Here is a 17,169-nt window from a genome sequence, read left to right as displayed (position 1 = left end):
GCATGAAGCCCAAACGGTTCACCCGTTTGCCCCTGTTGACGGCGTTTTCATGGCGGCTTACGGTGGCCACCACTTCGTCAACTGAGATGAAGAGCCGACCGCGGGGTGAGGGGTCTCGCGGTCGGGACGCCGGGGCGCGCCCCCCGCACACCCAGGGGGAACCGTGGTCGCACCACGCTCACCGCGCAGAACCGCCTTCATCGCCATCGCGCTGGTCGCGGTGCTCGTCGCGGCCGGCGCCGAGACGGTCCGGCCACCGGCCGCGACCGCCGCGCCGACGTCACCCGCCCCCGCGCGAGTGGACTCGCGCCCGGACGTCACCTCGGCCGCGGTCACCGCGCGGGCACAGGGGTCGAAGGTCGAGGTCGAGTCGCTGCGCACGCAGACCTCCACCACCTGGGCCAACCCCGACGGCACGATGACCACCGACGAGCACACAGGCGCGGTCCGGTTCCGCACCGCCGAAGGCCGCTGGAAGGACGTCGACCTGATCTGGCGCCGGGGTCGGGACGGCACGGTCGCACCCGGCGGGCACCCGCTCGGGGTGAAGCTGGGCAAGCAGAACGGCAAGGCGGGCGGGCTGCTCGTCGCCGCGGCCCCCGACGACGCCCGCGAGGTCCGGTGGGAGGCGCCGTGGCCGCTGCCCGAGCCCACGCTCGACGGCACGACCGCTCGCTACGCCGACGTCGAACCGGGCGTGGACTTCGTCGTCCACACCCGCCGTTCGGGTTTCGAGTACGACTTCGTGGTCAAGCACCGCCCCGCCACCGCACCGGTGTGGCGAGTCCCGTTGCGCACCAAGGGTCTGACGGCCCGGCAGGAACCGGACGGGTCGATCACCTTCCTCGACGCCGAGGGCAGGACCCATTCCTCGATCCCCGTGGCCTACATGTGGGACGCCGAGGTCGACAAGCGCAGCGGTGAGCCCGTCAACCGGGCCAAGGTGGACCTCCGGGTCGAGGGCGACCACCTCGTCGTCACCCCGGACGCCTCCTGGTTCCTGGACGCCAAGCGCTCCTACCCGGTCACCGTCGACCCGACCTACGCGGTGGCCAACGCGTTCCCGAACTTCGACACCTGGGTGCAGTCGGACTACACCAGCGACCAGTCCGGCTCGGCGGAGCTGAAGCTGGGCACCTACAACGGCGGCGCGGTGAAGGCCCGGTCGTTCCTCAACGTCCCCGTCGCCCCGTTCAAGGGCAAGCAGATCCTCAGCGCGTCGCTGTCGCTGTTCGAGACGTGGTCGTACTCGTGCACCCCGTCCACGATGGTCGTGCGCAGCGCCCAACTCGCCTCCACCGCCACCCGCTGGACGGCGCAGCCCACGATCGGCTCGCAGTACGGCTCGACCAGCGTCGCCAAGGGCCACGACAGCGGCTGCCCGGCGGGCCGGATGTCGGTGCCCATCACGCCGCTGGTGCAGGCGTGGTCGAACGCGAGCTACGCCGTCGGCGGCATGACGCTGATGGCCGGCAACGAGGCGGACTCCAACTCCTGGAAGAGGTTCCACTCCAGCGAGGGCTCGGCGGACCCGTACATCTCCTACACCTACAACCGCCCGCCCGCGACCCCGGCGACGCCGACCATCGTCAACGCGGTGTCCTACGCGGCACCCGGCGGCGCGAGCTACCTCTACACCGCGAACCGGCGCACATGGGTGTCGTCCAAGGGCACCGACGCCGACGGCAACAACGTCCGCTACGAGTTCGAGTTCCACACCTCCACCACCACTTCGGCGACCACGCTGAAGGCCACCTGCACCAGCTCGTCCTACCCGTCGGGCACCACCGCGGGCTGCCAGCCCAACGCCGACCTGCCCGACAACACCGCCATCGTGGTCCGCGCCCGCACCACCGACGGGACCCTCAGGTCCGGCTGGTCGGGCTGGGCGCTGGTGCGCATCGCCGCGACCACACCGGCCGTGCCGACGGTCAGTTGCCCGTACGCCAACGGTTCCTGGACCGACACGCCGCCGACGGCGGACATCACGTGCACGATCACCGCCACGGGCACCGGCTGGAGCGCGCCGGGCTACGTCCGGGTCAACGTGGACGCCAAGCCCTACCCGACCAACTTCACCGGCGGGCCGCCCGGACACCTCAAGATCACCCCGACCAGCATGGGCGGCACCGGCAAGGCCACCGTCGTCATCCCCAAGACCGCGGGCCAGCACTCCATCGCGGTGCGCGCCGAGACCCCGTCCGGTCTGCTGTCCGGGCTGGGCGGCTACTCCTTCGGCTACGGCGGCTCGACGCTGTCCAGTCCGGCGGTGAACCCCCGCACCACCACCACGGGCGGTGTCCGCATCACCGCCTCCGGCCCGCCGAAGGGCAGTTCCTCGACCATCAGCGCGAACGTGCGCTGGCGGGTGTCCGGGTACGGCGGCGCGAGCGAGACGACCGGCTGGAACACCACGACCAACGCACCCCTGACGGTGACCGACAACGGCACGGCCGGCGTGAGCGTCACCGGCATCTGGAACACCGCCGCCGAGACCCAGGACGGGCAGCTCGACGCTGACCCGGCCACCGCGGGCATCCAGCCCACGCAACTCAACGACCGCGTGCCCGTGCTGCTGGACGTCCAGGTGTGCCTGGTCTACAGCGCCTCCACCCAGTGCACGTGGTCGCAGTCCCGCACGACGGTCCTGCGCGTGCCGCACGCGTTCGGCAACGGGTTCCCCACCGCCGAGGCCGGGCCGGGTCAGGTCGCGCTGTGGACCGGGGAGTTCAACCTCGACACAACCGACGTGTCGGTGCCCGGCTACACCGGCGAGCTGACGCTGTCCCGCTCGCACTCCACGTTCGCCGGCGCGACCGACGTGGTCAACGGCGTCTTCGGCCCCGGCTGGACGGCCCAGTTCGACGGCGCGGAGGGCGGCGTCGCCGGGATGCGGCTGGTGGACAACACCCGCGTGGACGGCACGATCGCCCTGCTCGACGGCGACGGCACGGCCCTGGTGTACGAGTCGCCCGCCGGCGCCCGCCGCACCACCGCGACCTTCCAGGCCGGCACGTGGCTGCCCGCCGACGAGGAGACCGCGCTGGACGCGGGCAAGCTGACCGTCAGCGGCACCGGCGCGGCGACCACCATCGCCTACACCGAAGACGACGGCACGGTCACCACGTTCGCCACGACGAGCACCGGCGCGCCCACCACGTCCGCCGCCGGAAAGTTCCGCCCGACCGCCATCACCGAGCCCGGTGTCCCCGGCAAGACCACCTACAGCTACGACACCACCGGCCGGGTCACCCGCGTCCTCGCTCCTTCCGCGCCCGGCATCGTCTGCACCGACGCCCAGGGCGGCTACACCAACGCGGTCGGCTGCCGGTCACTGCGCCTGGAGTACGGCGCGTCCGGGTCGACCAACGGCCGACTGGTCGCCGCGTGGCTGGACATCTTCAACCCCGAACGCGGCGAGATGGACGCGGTCAAGGTCGCCGCCTACACCTACGACACCGCGGGCCGCCTGGCCACCGCCACCGACCCGCGCAACAACCTGACCACCACTTACGGCTACGACTCCGGCAACCGGCTCACCTCGGTCAAGCCCGCGGGCCAGGTGCCGTTCCAGCTCGCCTACACCGCCGCGCCGGACGTCAAGCTCGCCAACGTCAAGCGCGACCGGCCCGCCGGCGACCCGACCGGCGGCGTCGCCACCCTGGCGTCGTTCGTCTACGACGTCCCGACCAGCGGCGCGGGCCTGCCCGACCTGTCGACGACCTCCGTCGAGCGCTGGAACCAAGCCGCAGTCCCGGTGAAGGGCTTCGCCGTCTTCGGCCCCGACCACCCGGTGGCCTCGACCTCGCCGTCGGCCATCGCCGCCACCGACTGGGAGCACGCGGACCTCCAGTACACCGACGCCCAGGGCTACACCGTCAACACGGCCAAGTTCGGCGCGGGCGCGTGGCAGCACACGGCGACCGACTACAACACCCAGGGCAACGTGGTGCGCGAGCTGGACGAACGCGCCCTGCGGCTGGTCATCGACGGGCAGCTGCCCTCCGGCGCCACCGTCGACCAGCTCGCCACCCTCACCGTCTACAACGGCGACATCAAGAGCGGCGAAACCGTCGTGACCCCGGCGGGCACCCTGGTCACCGACACCTACGGCCCGGCCCGGACCGCCGCCCTGCGCGACGGCACCACCCGATGGCTGCGCACCCACACCCGCACCGAGTTCGACCAGGGCGCGCCCAACGGAGGGGTCAACCCGGCGTCGACCCTGCCCTACCGCCTGCCCACCACCGAGACGACCTACGCCCACGACCCCGGCACGGGCGAGGACGTCGAGGTGGTCTCCCGCAGCTTCACCGACTACGCGGCGCCGGTCCCGGGCGACCCGGACGGCTGGGCGCTGAGCCTTCCGGGCCGCGTCACCACCGACGTGGACCTGGACGGCGTCGTGTCCAGCGGCGACACCGTCAAGACCACCCGCTACGACGCCGAAGGCCGCGTGGTCGAGGCGCGCCAACCCAACTCCTCGGGCACGGACGCGGGCACCACCCGGACCGCGTACTACACCGCCGGCGCGAACGGCGAGTGCGGCGACAAGCCGCAGTGGGCGGGCCTGGTCTGCAAGACCCAGCCGGCCGCCGCCCCCAGCTCCGGCCCGACCCTGCCGACGACCACCACTACCGCGTACACCTACCTGCTCTCCCCCGCCACGGTCGTGGAGACGTCCGGGGCGGTCACCAGGACCACCGTGACCACGTACCTGCCCGACGGCCGAACCGCGTCGACCTCGACCAGCGTCACCGGCCTGCCGGACTCCACCCCGAACACACGTAAGGAGACCGAGTACGACCCGCTGGCCGGCGCGGCCACGAAGGTGACCGCGAAGAACCCGGACGGCTCGGTCGCGGCAACGATCACCACCGGCCACGACTCGTGGGGCCGCCAGACGACCTACCAGCCCTCCGGCGAGTCACCGACCACCACGACCTACGACGCCGCCGGGTCGATCGCCACGGTCACCGACGCCAACGGCACCACCCGCTACACCTACGACGGCACCGACGCCGCCGGCCGCGCCGAACGCCGGGGCCTGACCACCAAGGTCGAGGTCACCACGGGCGGCTCGACGTGGACGTCCACCGGCGCTTACGACGCCGACGGCGGGCTGACCACGGAGAAGCTGCCCGGCGGGGTCACCCGCCACACGGAGTTGGACAACGCGGGCGAGCCCGTCGGCCTGCGCTACACCGGCCAGGTCACCGTTCAGAACGAGGACGGCACCACCACCGTCGACCCCGACGGCGGCTGGCTGGCCTGGTCGCAGGACAACGACGCGACCGGCCGGGTGGTCCGCGAGTGGACCCCCGAGGGCGGCGCGTACACCGACAGCCTCCCGCAGGACCGGTCCTACGCCTACGACGCCGCCGGCCGGCTGGCCCAGGTACAGGATCGCGCCGCCGGGTGCGTCACCCGCTCCTACGGCTTCGACGTCAACGACAACCGCCTGACCAAGACCACCACACCGCCCGCCGCGGACGGCTCCTGCGCCGGAACGGGCGGCTCGACCACCACCCGGACCTTCGACACCGCCGACCGCCCCGTCACCGGCTACGCCTACGACCCGTTGGGCCGCACGCTGACCCTGCCGGCGGCCGACGCGCCGAACCCGCAGGACGGCGACATCACCCTGGCCTACCACGACAACGACCTGGCGAGGTCCATCACCCAGGGCGGCCGGACCACCTCGTTCACCCTCGACGCGCTGGACCGGCGCGCCACTGAGACCGTGGCCGACGCGGCCGGCTCCACCACCACCGTCCGCCACTACACCGCCGCCACCGACAAACCGACGTGGGTCACCGAGAACGGCGTCAGCCGCCGCTACGCCGAGCTGGTCGACGGCAACCTGTCGCTGACCGTCGACCAGTCCGGCGCGGCGCAGCTCATGCTCGCCAACAGCCACGACGACATCGTGGCCACCGTCGACCTGCCCCGGTCGGACTCCCCCGGCGTCGGCATCGACGGCTGGAACTCCTACGACGAGTTCGGCGCACCGACCGGCGCGACCGGGCGGTACGGCTGGTTGGGCGCCGAACAGCGGGCCACCTCCGCGACCGGGCTGCTGCTCATGGGCGTGCGCCTCTACAACCCGGCCACGGGGCTGTTCACCAGCGTCGACCCCGTGCCCGGCGGCAACTCCACCGCCTACGCCTACCCCAGCGACCCGGTCAACCAGGTCGACCTGGACGGCAAGAAGAAGTGGTGGAAGAAGAAGTGCGGCTGGTGCGGCAGAGCCGCGGGCGCGGTGTCCCACGTCGCCACGGCCGTCGGCATGTGCACCAACGCGCGCTGCCAAGCGATCAGCGTCGGTTTGGGCCTCGCGTCCGCCGGTCTCTACGGCCTGGCGGGCAGGCGCAGCGACGCCTACAACGAACTGGCCACGACCGCGTTCGGCGTGGTGTTGGGCGGCCGGGGCCGCATGTTCGCCAAGTCCCGCTGGGGCCGCAAGGCGATCCTCTGGTCGGCCAGGAAAAGCGTGCGGTGGGGCAAGAAGGCCCGCCACTTCCGCAAGGTCCTCCACCGCAGGCAAGGCGGGCTCTACGGCAAGGCGTGGCGTCGCTACCCGAAGGCGCGCCCCTACATCGCCGTCGCCTGGTACACGACGAACGTCCACATCGGAATGATGCGCTGGCGCAACTGGGAATGACGGGGGAACACGATGAGCACCACACGTCGACGACTGCTCACCGCCGGAGCGCTGGCCGTGGGGTCCACGCTCCTGACGGCCGAGCCGGCGTTCGCCGACGACTACGGATCCGGCGCGCTGGGCCCGTGGGAAGGTTCGTCAAAGGCCATCTCCACGGCCACCACCATCAGGCAGGTGCGGGACGCCGACGGCCTGTTCATGTTCGGCGACAGTATCGCCGTGCAGGACGGCTACGCGCTCGCCCTGCGCCTGCGGGGCCGCACCGGGGACCTGCTGGCCGTGCACAACTGGTCCGGCCGCCCGACCGCGCCCGCGGTCGACGCGCTGGCCGAGTGGGCGCAGACCTACGGCCTGCCGCGCAGGCTGCTGATGGCCACCGGGTCCAACGACATCTTCACGCCGCCGGTGTTCGCCGCCCAGGTCGACCGGGCGCTGGCCATCGCCGGTCCCACCAGGACGGTGTACTGGGTGAACACGCAGGTGTCGCGCAGGCGCTACAGCGACGCCATCCAGCTGGCCGACCAGCGCAACAGCGCCTGGGTCAACCTCCAACTGGCCGACGCGCAACGCCGGCACCCCAACCTGCGCATCGTCCGGTGGGCCGAGTTCCTGGCCGCGAAGCCGACCCGGCTGACGGCGTACCTGAGCGACGGCGTCCACACCACCGAACCGCTGGGCCAGGACGCGCGCAACGAGCTGATCGTCCAGGCGATCGAGGCAGGATGAGAAAGGCGACTACTACCGCCACTCTTGACGTATAGCGCACGGGGGTCCTGCGGCAAGACCCCCGGTGTGCCGCAGAATCTGCGCAAGACCCGGCAGCCGAGCGCGCCGCTACCACCTGGTCGACCTTCCTCCGCTCGCAGGCCGTCGCCCTGCTCGCCTGCGACCTCTTCGAGACCTCCACCCTAGGGTCGCCGGGACCGGGGCAACGTGCCGACCACCAGTCGGTAGGAGTCGGTCACCAGGTCCTCGACCAGCTTCTCATCGATCGAGTCGCCTGGGGCGAGTGTGATCCAGTGCTTCTTGTTCATGTGGTAGCCCGGTGTGATGTCCGGGTAGGACGTTCGGAGGGCCTCGGCGTCGCCAGGATCGGACTTCAGGATCACCACCGGTCGGCCAGGTACCTCGGTCATCAGCATGAACACCTTGCCCTGGACCTTGAAAACCTCCCAGTCGGGCCCGAAGGGGTGCTCCAGGCCGGCCGCCGGCAGGCTCTCGGCACGCGCACGGGCTGTCTCCTGCAGAGTCTTCGCGTCCATCATCACACCTCTCCTCTGTCAGACACGCAGATCAGTCGGTGATGCCGTTTTCCTTCGGCTCAGACGGTGTAGCCGCCGTCGATGTTGATCGTCGCGCCGGTCAGGTAGCCGGACTCGGGGCCTGCGAGGTAGACGACCAGGCCGGTCAACTCCTCCGGGGACACGAACCGGCCGGCCGGGGTCAACCCGGTCATCCCAGTTCTTCTCGGGTGTTCATGACGAACGGTCCTCAGTGGATGAACGATTCGCGAATCGGCCGGCCGGCCATGACGTACAGCTCCAGCTTGGGGGTGCATGAATCCTGGTGAGGCGCGGCGGCGAAGCGAAGCGCGTCGCCTTCGCCGAACACGGCGAGCTGGCCTTTGGCCGGGGTGCCGTGGAACACGCCGCCGGTCATCACCAGGCTCTCCGGCGGTGCCTCGATGTGCCGGAGCAGGATGAGTACGTCGTCGACGGCGAGAGCGGGTATGACAGTCCTAACTGAACGAGTAGGTGCCAAGCCGACCCCACGCCACGACGGCGGCCACGACGATCAGCACGACGTTCATCGCGATCGCCTGGGACTCCTTGCGTCGGGCGTGGGCGATGGCCGCGCCGATCACCGTGCGCTATTTCTCTGCAGGCTGGGCGATGAGCCAGGGTCAGCGGCTGGTCAGGCCGTTGTCCACAGTTAGATCGCACTGGTACCAGATGCCTGGCTTACCACCCAGTTCGGCGGGGTCCGCCGGTCCGGCGGGAACGAACCCGGTCTTGGTCAGAACCCTCTGGGATGCGGCGTTCTTGAGGGAGGTGGCTGCCCTGAGCGTGTGCAGTCCGTGCTGCACCCGCGCCAGCCGGCACAGCTCGTGGACCGTGGCGGTCGCCACGCCGCGGCCCGCGACGTGCTGCGCGACGCGGTAACCGAGTTCTGCGGTGCCGGGCTCGGCGAAGACCAAGTTGAACCGGCCCATGACTGAGCCATCCTCGGCGAGGAGCACATAGTAGGCGCCGCCGTGGGCCTCCTGGTCGGCCAGCCGGGCACGAAACTGTTCGGTGAACTGATCAAAGAACTCGTCGCCCCGGTCCGGGATCGAGGCAGCGAAGTAGGCACGGTTTGCCAACTCGAAAGCCAGGACTGCTGCAGCATGGTCGGCTCGCAGGCGCTGCAACTCGGGCACCGGCTGAAGGCTACCGAGCGACGGTGCACCTGGCCACCGAGTTTCCTGCAACCAGAACGATCATCCGCCACGCGAGGTGCATGACCTATTGGGTGGCTTGGCAGGCTGCGAGGTGCTCCGTCCAGCTGGTTTGGGCGAGCTTGGCTCGGCTGTGCCGTGCCGGGGTGGATGCCGAACAGATCGCTCATGACGATCGGTGGGAGCTCGGCAATTGACTCGATCATGGCGGTGTTGCGGGCGGCGAGGGTGGGTCGGTCGTGCTGCTGCATGAGCTTGTGCATGGCCCGTGCGCTTCGAGACCAACTGGGGACGGGCCCGCTCACGTCGCGCGGAAACACCAGATCATGCGATCAAGTCTGCTCATGTTCGCGCGGAACGTACAGCTGCTGCAGTTTCCGCGCACACGTGACCGCTTCCGCGTGCGGATGACCGTCACATGACCAACTGATCAGGTACTGCGGACGGTTCGCTGACCCCAACGCTCTATGCCGATTGTGTGGCGTTCATCGGGTAGTTCTGCGGCGCTTCATCGGTATGCCTTGGCCATGGCGTGGAAGGACCGCTTGGGGGCGAGACTGCCGTCGGGCATGAGTTTGCATACCCCGTAGGAGGCCATGTCGAGGTCGAAGCGCGGGTCCGTGTGGTGCGGGAACTCGTAGCCGGCGAAGGTGAACCAGAAGGCGGTGTCCACGCCTTCCTCGTCGAAGACTGCCAACATCTCGCGCAGGTAGCGGGCCTGTTCGTCCTCGTCGCGGGTGTAGTCGCCGTCGAGGCGGGGCGGGTCGGCTTCGTAGTCGACGATGTCCCAGCCCATGCCTCCGCGTTCGGCCGCGCCCCGGTACGTGCAGCAGCCGAACTCGGTCGCCGCGAGCGGCTTGCCGTGCCGGAGATAATCCCGCACGCCTTGGCGGAAGGCGTCGCCGGCGTCGCCGTAGGCGTCGACGCTCACGATGTCGAAGGGTGCCCAATCGATCTGTTCCCAGGTTCCGGCGGCGTAGGTGACTTTGCCGCGGAACCGTTCGCGCACCGCCGCCGCGGTGTCGGCGAGCACGGCATCCAACCGGGCAGGGAGCTCGGCGAGCCGGGCCAATGCCTCGGGGGCGCCGCCGGTGATCCGCACGGCATCGCAGTGCAGGTCGTCGGCGATGACACGGATCTCCCGTCGCACCGCGTCGACGTCGAAGACGGGCCGCGAACTCCGCCCACCGGGAGTGAAGCCGATGTCGTAAGTGATGCCTTCGGCACCGAGTGCACGTGGTGGGGTCAGGTGTCGTCCGCCGTCGCCTCGGTGCACGTGAAGACGCTCGACGGCACGACCGTGGCAACGGCCGCGGTCGCTTCCGGCGCATTCGTGGTCAACGTGTTCGATCAGCCGCCTGCCGACGAGCACATCGTGCAGGCGCTGGACGCCTCGGGCGGCGTCCTGTTCGCGGACACGTGGTAGCGATGGACGTTCGCCGGGCACCAACCCTCACCTCCCAGAGCCGATTACCGGGTCAACCCTCTGAGACACACCACTAGAACACTTCCGGGTGTACTTGAGCATGTCGTGAGCATTTGCTCATGTACTGCGGAAGATCCGATCGTCAGCCACGAGTGCCGCCGCGTTCGCTTCTTTCGGCGAGGCGCCGGGCTTGCCCGTTGTGCACATCGCTCACCCACTCCCAGCCGGGCTTGGCCGATGGGCCGACCCGCGGGTCACTCGGGACATGGCCCTCACGCAAGGCGAGCACGTACGCCCGATCCCGCTCGATCCGTGCGTGTACCTGATCAGCTCCGCCGACTGACCCGTGGCCGGGGACGACGACATCGACGTCGCCCGCCACGTCGTCGAGCAGCCGCAGCGCGGCGAGGTAGTCCCCGATCGGGTCAGCGGTGTCGTCCAAGTCGAGCATCGGTACCAAGACATCGGAGAGCATGTCGCCGGCGACGAGAACCCCGCGGTCTTCGATGAACAGTGCCGCATGGCCCGGTGCATGCGCCTGATGCTCGATGATCCGGACTTCAGGGCCGTCCCATGGAATCCGCGTCGTCTCGGCGGGCAGGGCGGTGATGAGGCCGTACAGGTCCAGCGGGACCTGCTCGGCGATGCCCGTCGGCTCCAGGTGCGCGGTTATCTCGGCCTTCGCACCGGGGTCGGACAGCTGATCCCGGACAGTGGCCGCGCATCGGGCCGTGCCGTAACGAGGGGCCGCGCCGAGCCGGGGGTGCCAGAGCAGGTGGTCCCAATCCGGATGCGTCGAGAAGCCTGCCACAACGGTCTGACCCAAATCGGACAGGTCGTTCGCGAGGCAGGCCATTTCGTGGTCCTGCACCCCGGGGTCGATGAGCAACACGCCGGCACGGCCTTGCACGACAACGGCGTTGCTCTGCACGAACTCGCTCTCGTGGACCAGCACACCCTCTGCGACCTGCCTCAGCACGAGCTCGCCTCCTTTGCATCCCGGAGGGCGTAACGGTGCATCGTGACGCCCTGCTTGAACTGCCGCTGCTCCACAGCACCTCCCCGTCCGCTGTCCGCGGTTCGGTGTCGCTCACTTCGAGCGAGTGATCAAGTAGCGCGGACACCAGGCTACTGCCTGGCTACTGCCGAGCGATCACATCGTGCGGAAACACCAGGTCGTACGGTCACTTTTGCTCATGTTCGCGCGGAAAGTACATTTGTAGCTTCCGCGCAAGAATGACAGTTTCACGTGTAGATGATAGTTTCCGATCTTTCGATCAAGTACCGCGGACGTGGTGCTCGTGGGGTCGGTGTGGTGCAGCCGCACCGAGCTGGCGTCGTGGCTGGGCTGGAGTGCGCGGGCCACCAGTACCGGACCGTCGACCAGCCCGGCGCCAGGCCAGACTCGTCACCACCCAGCCAGGGTGGTCGTTCGCCTGGCCGGATCACGTCGCACCAGGGACCTGAGACCAGGAGACGATGTCACTGTCCCGGACTGTCGCCCAGGGTCGGCACAGTGCCGCTCCACGCGGTACTCGTGTCCTTTGTAGAGAGATGGGGCTGGATCGCGCGCCGGATGGCTCTGCTGTGGGACCGCGGTGGACTCTAGGCGGATCTCCCAGCAGCCGGTCGTGTCCTGGTTGACCGATGCTCAGGGACGACCGATCATCTACATCTCCGACATGGGACTGGCCGATCGGGAAACAGCGATCAAGACGATCTTCCACGAGATCTACCACCAGGAGTCGCGGCGCGTCTGGGGACACGGCGGCACGGAAGCCCAGGCCGAGGAATATGGTGAACGGATGCTCGCCGAGTACCAACGCCGCACGGGACGCGGCTCATGACTCAGGACTGGCGGTCCTACACCATCAAGTGACCAAAGCCTTGTCAACGGCAACACCACTCGCCGCGTCGACCGCACCCCGGATGTCTTGATCAACGACATCGAGCTGTCGCGGTCGAACATGCAAGCCACAGTTACGGTGGTGGCTTTCGGCAGCGCGCAGATTCGCGGAGTGGTCGCTCAGAGCTTCAACAGGATGACAAGACACCGTCCTCGCCGAGACCTCGTCCCTGCCTGAAGGCGCGCGGCCGGACCTGTTGCCGGGTCCGGCGGCGCGCCCCGGATCAGCTGTTGCGCTCCACGTACAGGCAGTACAGGTCGAACCCGCCGGCACTGGCGTCGAACTGCTTGACCAGTTCTCCGCTGTCCTCGAACTCGGCGAGCACGTGGTGGGTGCCCTCGCCCAGACCGACGGCGAACAAGGGCCGCCCGATGGGCGAGTTGCAGGCGTCCGCGCCGGTGCCGGGCGCGTAGAACTCCGGGCAGGCCGTACACGGCGGCAGGGTGAACTCGTGCGCGGTGGAGCCCGCCAACTTGATGTTGATCGAGCTGTTGACGGTGTTGTAGAAGGTGATCGTGATCGGGCCGCCCGCGCCGAGGGGTGCGGGCACCGGCACCCGCGCGCCGGTGCCGATGGCCACCTGGGCGGCGATCTGCGCCGACTGGGCCTGCGGCAGGTCGCCGTGGCCCGGGAAGGTCCTGATGAACCGGTCCAGCGTGCCGACCGCGACCGCCGCCTGGCCGTCGCGCAGCTCGTTCAGCCCGCAGTCGAGCATGGCGCGCGGGTATTGGTTCTTCGCCTCGCCCACCACCTTCGCGGCGACTTTGTTGGTCAGGCCCGCGAAGAAGGCAAGGACGTCCACCGCCTGGCACGGCCGGCCGGCGGCGAGCGGCGCGGTGGCCGCCGCGTAGAGCGCGTCGAACGCCGCGGGCACCTCCTTGGCGGTCGGCGTGTCACCGAACTCGTCGGCGATCGCCTCAAGGGCGGCGGCCGCCGCACTGGCGCTGACGGGCGGTTCGGAGGTGAGCTTCTTCGCCAGCCGCAGGTAGGCGTCGGCGACCTCCGGGGCGAACGACTCGTCCTCGGAGAGCAGGTCGCGGTAGACCTTGATCGAATCGGACAGCCGGCCCTCGTCGCGCAGGCTGCGGGCCCAGGTCGAGTAGGTCTCGACGAGCTTGTCGCGGACGAACGGGCTCAGCGGGCTGTCCGGGTGGTCGAGGCGGAATTGGCCGTAGCGCTGCACGGCGGCGGCTTCGTCCTCGGAGTCGGCCGCGTGGGTGAAGTCGGCGCACTCGGCCAGGCCACGGTTCGCCGCGGCGATGTCCGAGCTGAGCGTCAGCTCGTAGGGCCCGGTCACCGCCTTGAACTGGTCGGTCGCCGCCGCGCAGTCACCGCGGCCCTGAGCGGCGAGCCCGTCATCGTAGGCGCCGCGGCCCAGCACGCCGTACCCGATGTACGCGCCCACCACGGCGACCACCGCGATCGCCCCGATCACCACGGGCCGGCGGTTCGCGATCGGCGGGTGCTTCACCGCGATCCGCCGCGCGTCGAGAACGAGGATCGCGAGCCAGACCGCCGCCAGGATCCGCCACAACCACGGGTTGGCCGCCGCGTTGGTGGCGAACGCGACGACGACGAGCACGACGGCGAGGACCGTCGCCGTCCACGCCTGCCAGCGTCGGTGCAGGTAGAAGTAGCCGGCGCCGACCCCGGTCAGGTTCAACAGCACGGCTGCCGCGGTGGATTTCGGCTCGGGCGGCGTCGGAGGTATCCGCAGGATCGGGTCGGTCGGCGTCGGGTCGACCCACTCGGCTTGCTCCTCCGGCCCGGTCGGCCGTGCCCACGGACTCACCACGGTGGGGTAAGCCGCCGAGAGTTCGGAGGAGTGGGCGGTCGCCGGTCCGGCGGCCGGTGGTTCAGCCGGATCCGGTCCGGCGGCCGGCGAGTCGGCCGCTGTCGGCTCGGTGGCCTGCGGTGCTTCCGATTCGGCCGGTGCGGGGTCCGCCGGCGGTTCGGCGGTTGCCGTTTCGGTGGTCGGTGCTTCCTGCTCCGCCATCGCTTCCTGCTCCGCCGATGCCGGCTCCGTCGGCAGTTCTGCGACCGTGGTTTCAAGTTGTGCTGGTTCGGCAACAAGCTGTGACACTGACGCTTCGTCCGGCGGTTCGGCCGCCGGTGGCTGTGCCTTCGATCTGTCTTCGCTCATCCCAACCCCCCACAACGGTGTCCCCGACCCGATTAACAGGGGACCACACCGCGGTCGTCGGGTGCATGGCTTTGTGGGTGACAAGTGGGCTCTGGCCCCGTCGGCGCGGTAGTAGACGGTCTTGCCGTCGCGGCGGGAGGTGAGCAGGCCGCCGTCGCGGAGCAGGGCGAGCTGCTCGGACGCCGTGGAGTGTGCGTTCCCGACCACGACGACCCGCTGGCCGACCTGTACGAAGTCGTCATCGGCACCGGCCTGCGCAAAGGCGAGCCCTCGCCCTGCACTGGCACGACATCCACCTCGACGACCACATCCTGTTCGTCCGCCACACCCTGTCCAACATCGACAACACCACCCCGGTCCTCACCACCTCGAAGACCAAGAAGTCGGCATTGTGCCTTTGACCTGCGTCGCCAGGATGTCCACGGCGAGTACGAGCATCGCCCAGGCGTCGTGCGGGGCGCGCATCGGTGTGGGGCCGAGGGACGGCACGGGAAGCGGGTGTCGGCACCGAACTCGACCTGTGATCAGCGCGAGCACGAGTTCCAGGATTTCCGAGGTCCTGAGAAGGCTGGACAGGGCAGCCGGGTGATCGGCTCCGCTACTCGAACACTCCATAGCCCGCGACGGCGTGTGCCCGGACGCCGTCCATGTCGAGCTCCACGCCGATGCCGGGAGTGTCGGGAAGCGTGATGTAGCCGTCCTTGACGATCGAGCCACTCCCGTCGGGGGCGTGGACGTAGCTGTCCCACACCGCGCGCTCCTCGAGGGCGTGCCATTCCTGGACGAGGAAGTTGGGGATCGCTCCGCACTGGTGCGACGTGGCCATCGTGCCTAGCGGCGTCGACACCAGGTGCGGTGCGAAGGGAATGTAGTGGAGCTCCGCGAGGTTGGCGATCTTCTTGGCCTCGGCGAGGCCACCGCACTTCGGCACGTCCGGCTCGATGACGTCCACGGCGCCGCGTTCGAGCAGCTCGCGGAATCCCCACCGCAGGTAGAGGTTCTCGCCTGCGCAGATCGGCGTGCGGGTCTGTGCGCGCACCCGCACCAGCGCGTCGATGTTCTCCGCCGGCAGCGGCTCCTCGAGCCACATCAGGTGGAACGGCTCGAGCTCCCACGAGATTCGGCATGCGCTCGGCACGTCGTAGCGGGCGTGTAGGTCGATGGCCAGATCGACGTCTGGTCCGATCGCCTCCCGGACGGCTGCTACGCGCTCGACCATCGCTCGCAGCTCGGCGGCGTTGATCGTGTGGTTGAAGGCGTCGAACTTGGCAGGGTGGTGCAGGTCGTCGATGTCGAACTTGATGGCGGTGAAGCCTTCGGCGACCATCCGTTGGGCTCGGTCGACGCACCCGGCGATCGAGCCCGCTGGGTCGTCGCCATCGCCGCAGTCGGCGTAGAGGCGGATCCGATCGCGGAACTTCCCACCGAGCAGCCGGTGGACCGGCTGGCCCGCGGCCTTGCCTGCGAGGTCCCACAGCGCGAGCTCGATCCCGGACAGGGCGATCACGAACACCCCGCCCTGGGGGCCCGCGAAGACCTTGCTGCGGCGCAGCTTCTCCCAGCACCGCTCGACGTTGCGCGGGTCCTCGCCGATCAGGAGGGGCGTCAGGAAGTTGATCATTCCGACGACGGCGCCTGCGCCGGCATCGGGATTGGCCTCGCCGAACCCGCTGAGGCCCTCGTCGGTGTCGATCCGCACCAGCGTGGCCTGACCGTGGTAGGCCACCACTGCCGTCGTGACGTTCACGATCCGCATTGCTCTCCCGCCGCCGGGTCGTGCATGTGAACGGACTGTCGCGGTGTCCAACTTGTCCTATAAGCTGATGACATGCAAAGGGGACAAGAGTCTCCGGATGCTGTCAAGGTCCGGACTCTCCCGGTGCAGGTGGCGGCACACCTGACCCGGCGCATCGTCAGCGGCGACATCGAGGACGGTCGGGCCCCGTCGGAGCTCGACATCTCCCGGGAGTTCGGGGTGTCCCGCGTGGTGGCGCGGGAGACGCTCAAGATCCTCGCCTCGCTCGACATCGTCGATGTCGCGCAGGGCCGCCGCGTCGTCGTGCGCCCCCGCGCGGAGTGGGACTACCTGAGCCCGTTGCTGGTCGAGTGGCTGCCCACGGAGATCGTCGGCGAGCTGCTACAGGAGCTGCACCAGCTGCGCGTGCTGCTCGAGCCCGAACTTGCCGCGATCGCCGCGGCCAGCATCACCGACGAGACGCTGGACCGGCTCAGGGACGAGATCGACCGCATGTCGGCGCTTGAGGCGGACCCCGACGCCTACCTCGAGGTCGACCACGAATTCCACATGGAGATCTGCCGGGCGGCCGACAACCGCATCCTCGACCGGATCATGTACTCCGCCCGCTGGCTCGGCACGGCCAGCCGACGCATCACCAACGAGGCGCCGGCCGCGCTGCGCAGCGCCACCGCCGACCACACGGAGATCTACGAGGCGCTCGTGGCGCGCGACCCGGCAGGTGCCCGCGCGGCGATGCGCAGGCACCTGAGCAAAAACTCCACGCTCCTCGCGGAGAAGGAGCAGCAGACCAAGCGGGCCGCCCGGCGGCGCTAGCGCACTGCACGACCGAGATC

Annotated in this window: 14 protein-coding genes; 5 read left to right on the top strand and 9 right to left on the bottom strand. The window is 69.6% G+C overall.

The window, feature by feature from the left end:
- Positions 1-163 precede the first annotated feature (163 nt).
- Both ALI22I_RS17565 and ALI22I_RS17560 read left to right on the top strand, forming a co-directional pair.
- A complete protein-coding gene (locus ALI22I_RS17565; RefSeq protein WP_077006592.1) occupies positions 164-6,664 on the top strand; it encodes a DNRLRE domain-containing protein in 6,501 nt (2,166 codons plus the stop codon).
- A gap of 12 nt (positions 6,665-6,676) precedes the next feature.
- Positions 6,677-7,390 carry a hypothetical protein gene (locus ALI22I_RS17560; protein WP_077006591.1) on the top strand — a complete coding sequence of 238 codons (714 nt, stop codon included), beginning with the start codon at positions 6,677-6,679 and terminating at the stop codon, positions 7,388-7,390.
- Positions 7,391-7,572: 182 nt separating this feature from the next.
- Here the strand turns inward: ALI22I_RS17560 and ALI22I_RS17555 are convergent, their stop codons facing one another.
- From ALI22I_RS17555 to ALI22I_RS17535, 6 genes are all read right to left on the bottom strand, one after another.
- Positions 7,573-7,929: an MmcQ/YjbR family DNA-binding protein gene (locus tag ALI22I_RS17555; RefSeq protein ID WP_238598418.1), complete on the bottom strand. Its 357-nt coding sequence runs from the start codon at positions 7,927-7,929 to the stop codon at positions 7,573-7,575.
- A 56-nt stretch (positions 7,930-7,985) separates the two neighbouring features.
- A complete protein-coding gene (locus tag ALI22I_RS55125; RefSeq protein WP_238598417.1) occupies positions 7,986-8,120 on the bottom strand; it encodes an SDR family oxidoreductase in 135 nt (44 codons plus the stop codon).
- Between the two features lie 35 nt (positions 8,121-8,155).
- Positions 8,156-8,323, bottom strand: a complete 168-nt coding sequence (locus ALI22I_RS50935; RefSeq protein WP_179118262.1) for a hypothetical protein — start codon at positions 8,321-8,323, stop codon at positions 8,156-8,158.
- Positions 8,324-8,402: 79 nt separating this feature from the next.
- Entirely contained in the window at positions 8,403-8,528 is a 126-nt protein-coding gene (locus ALI22I_RS54700) for a hypothetical protein (protein ID WP_274522976.1), read from the bottom strand.
- 39 nt (positions 8,529-8,567) lie between these two features.
- Entirely contained in the window at positions 8,568-9,083 is a 516-nt protein-coding gene (locus ALI22I_RS17540) for a GNAT family N-acetyltransferase (RefSeq protein WP_077006590.1), read from the bottom strand.
- Positions 9,084-9,609: 526 nt separating this feature from the next.
- Positions 9,610-10,377 (bottom strand): hypothetical protein, encoded by a 768-nt coding sequence (locus ALI22I_RS17535; RefSeq protein ID WP_238598416.1) that lies wholly within the window; start codon positions 10,375-10,377, stop codon positions 9,610-9,612.
- Between ALI22I_RS17535 and ALI22I_RS50930 the strand changes: the two genes are divergently transcribed.
- Entirely contained in the window at positions 10,378-10,527 is a 150-nt protein-coding gene (locus tag ALI22I_RS50930; protein ID WP_179118261.1) for a hypothetical protein, read from the top strand.
- A 142-nt stretch (positions 10,528-10,669) separates the two neighbouring features.
- Here the strand turns inward: ALI22I_RS50930 and ALI22I_RS17530 are convergent, their stop codons facing one another.
- Positions 10,670-11,506 carry an MBL fold metallo-hydrolase gene (locus ALI22I_RS17530; protein WP_077006589.1) on the bottom strand — a complete coding sequence of 279 codons (837 nt, stop codon included), beginning with the start codon at positions 11,504-11,506 and terminating at the stop codon, positions 10,670-10,672.
- Between the two features lie 619 nt (positions 11,507-12,125).
- On the opposite strand from ALI22I_RS17530, the gene ALI22I_RS17525 reads away from it, so the two are divergent.
- Positions 12,126-12,374: a hypothetical protein gene (locus ALI22I_RS17525; protein WP_143532264.1), complete on the top strand. Its 249-nt coding sequence runs from the start codon at positions 12,126-12,128 to the stop codon at positions 12,372-12,374.
- A 283-nt stretch (positions 12,375-12,657) separates the two neighbouring features.
- On the opposite strand, the gene ALI22I_RS17520 is transcribed toward ALI22I_RS17525, so the two are convergent.
- Complete coding sequence (locus ALI22I_RS17520) at positions 12,658-14,430, bottom strand: hypothetical protein (protein ID WP_077006587.1); 1,773 nt, start codon at positions 14,428-14,430, stop codon at positions 12,658-12,660.
- Positions 14,431-15,175: 745 nt separating this feature from the next.
- On the bottom strand, positions 15,176-16,333 hold the full coding sequence (locus tag ALI22I_RS17515) for a mandelate racemase/muconate lactonizing enzyme family protein (RefSeq protein WP_077006586.1): 1,158 nt from the start codon (positions 16,331-16,333) through the stop codon (positions 15,176-15,178).
- 72 nt (positions 16,334-16,405) lie between these two features.
- Between ALI22I_RS17515 and ALI22I_RS17510 the strand changes: the two genes are divergently transcribed.
- Positions 16,406-17,149: a FadR/GntR family transcriptional regulator gene (locus ALI22I_RS17510; protein WP_238598415.1), complete on the top strand. Its 744-nt coding sequence runs from the start codon at positions 16,406-16,408 to the stop codon at positions 17,147-17,149.
- Positions 17,150-17,169 lie beyond the last annotated feature (20 nt).

This window comes from Saccharothrix sp. ALI-22-I (assembly GCF_001984175.1).
GTDB lineage: Bacteria > Actinomycetota > Actinomycetes > Mycobacteriales > Pseudonocardiaceae > Actinosynnema.
Note: the sequence above shows the minus strand (reverse complement) of the source record. Positions and strands in the feature narration are given on the sequence as shown.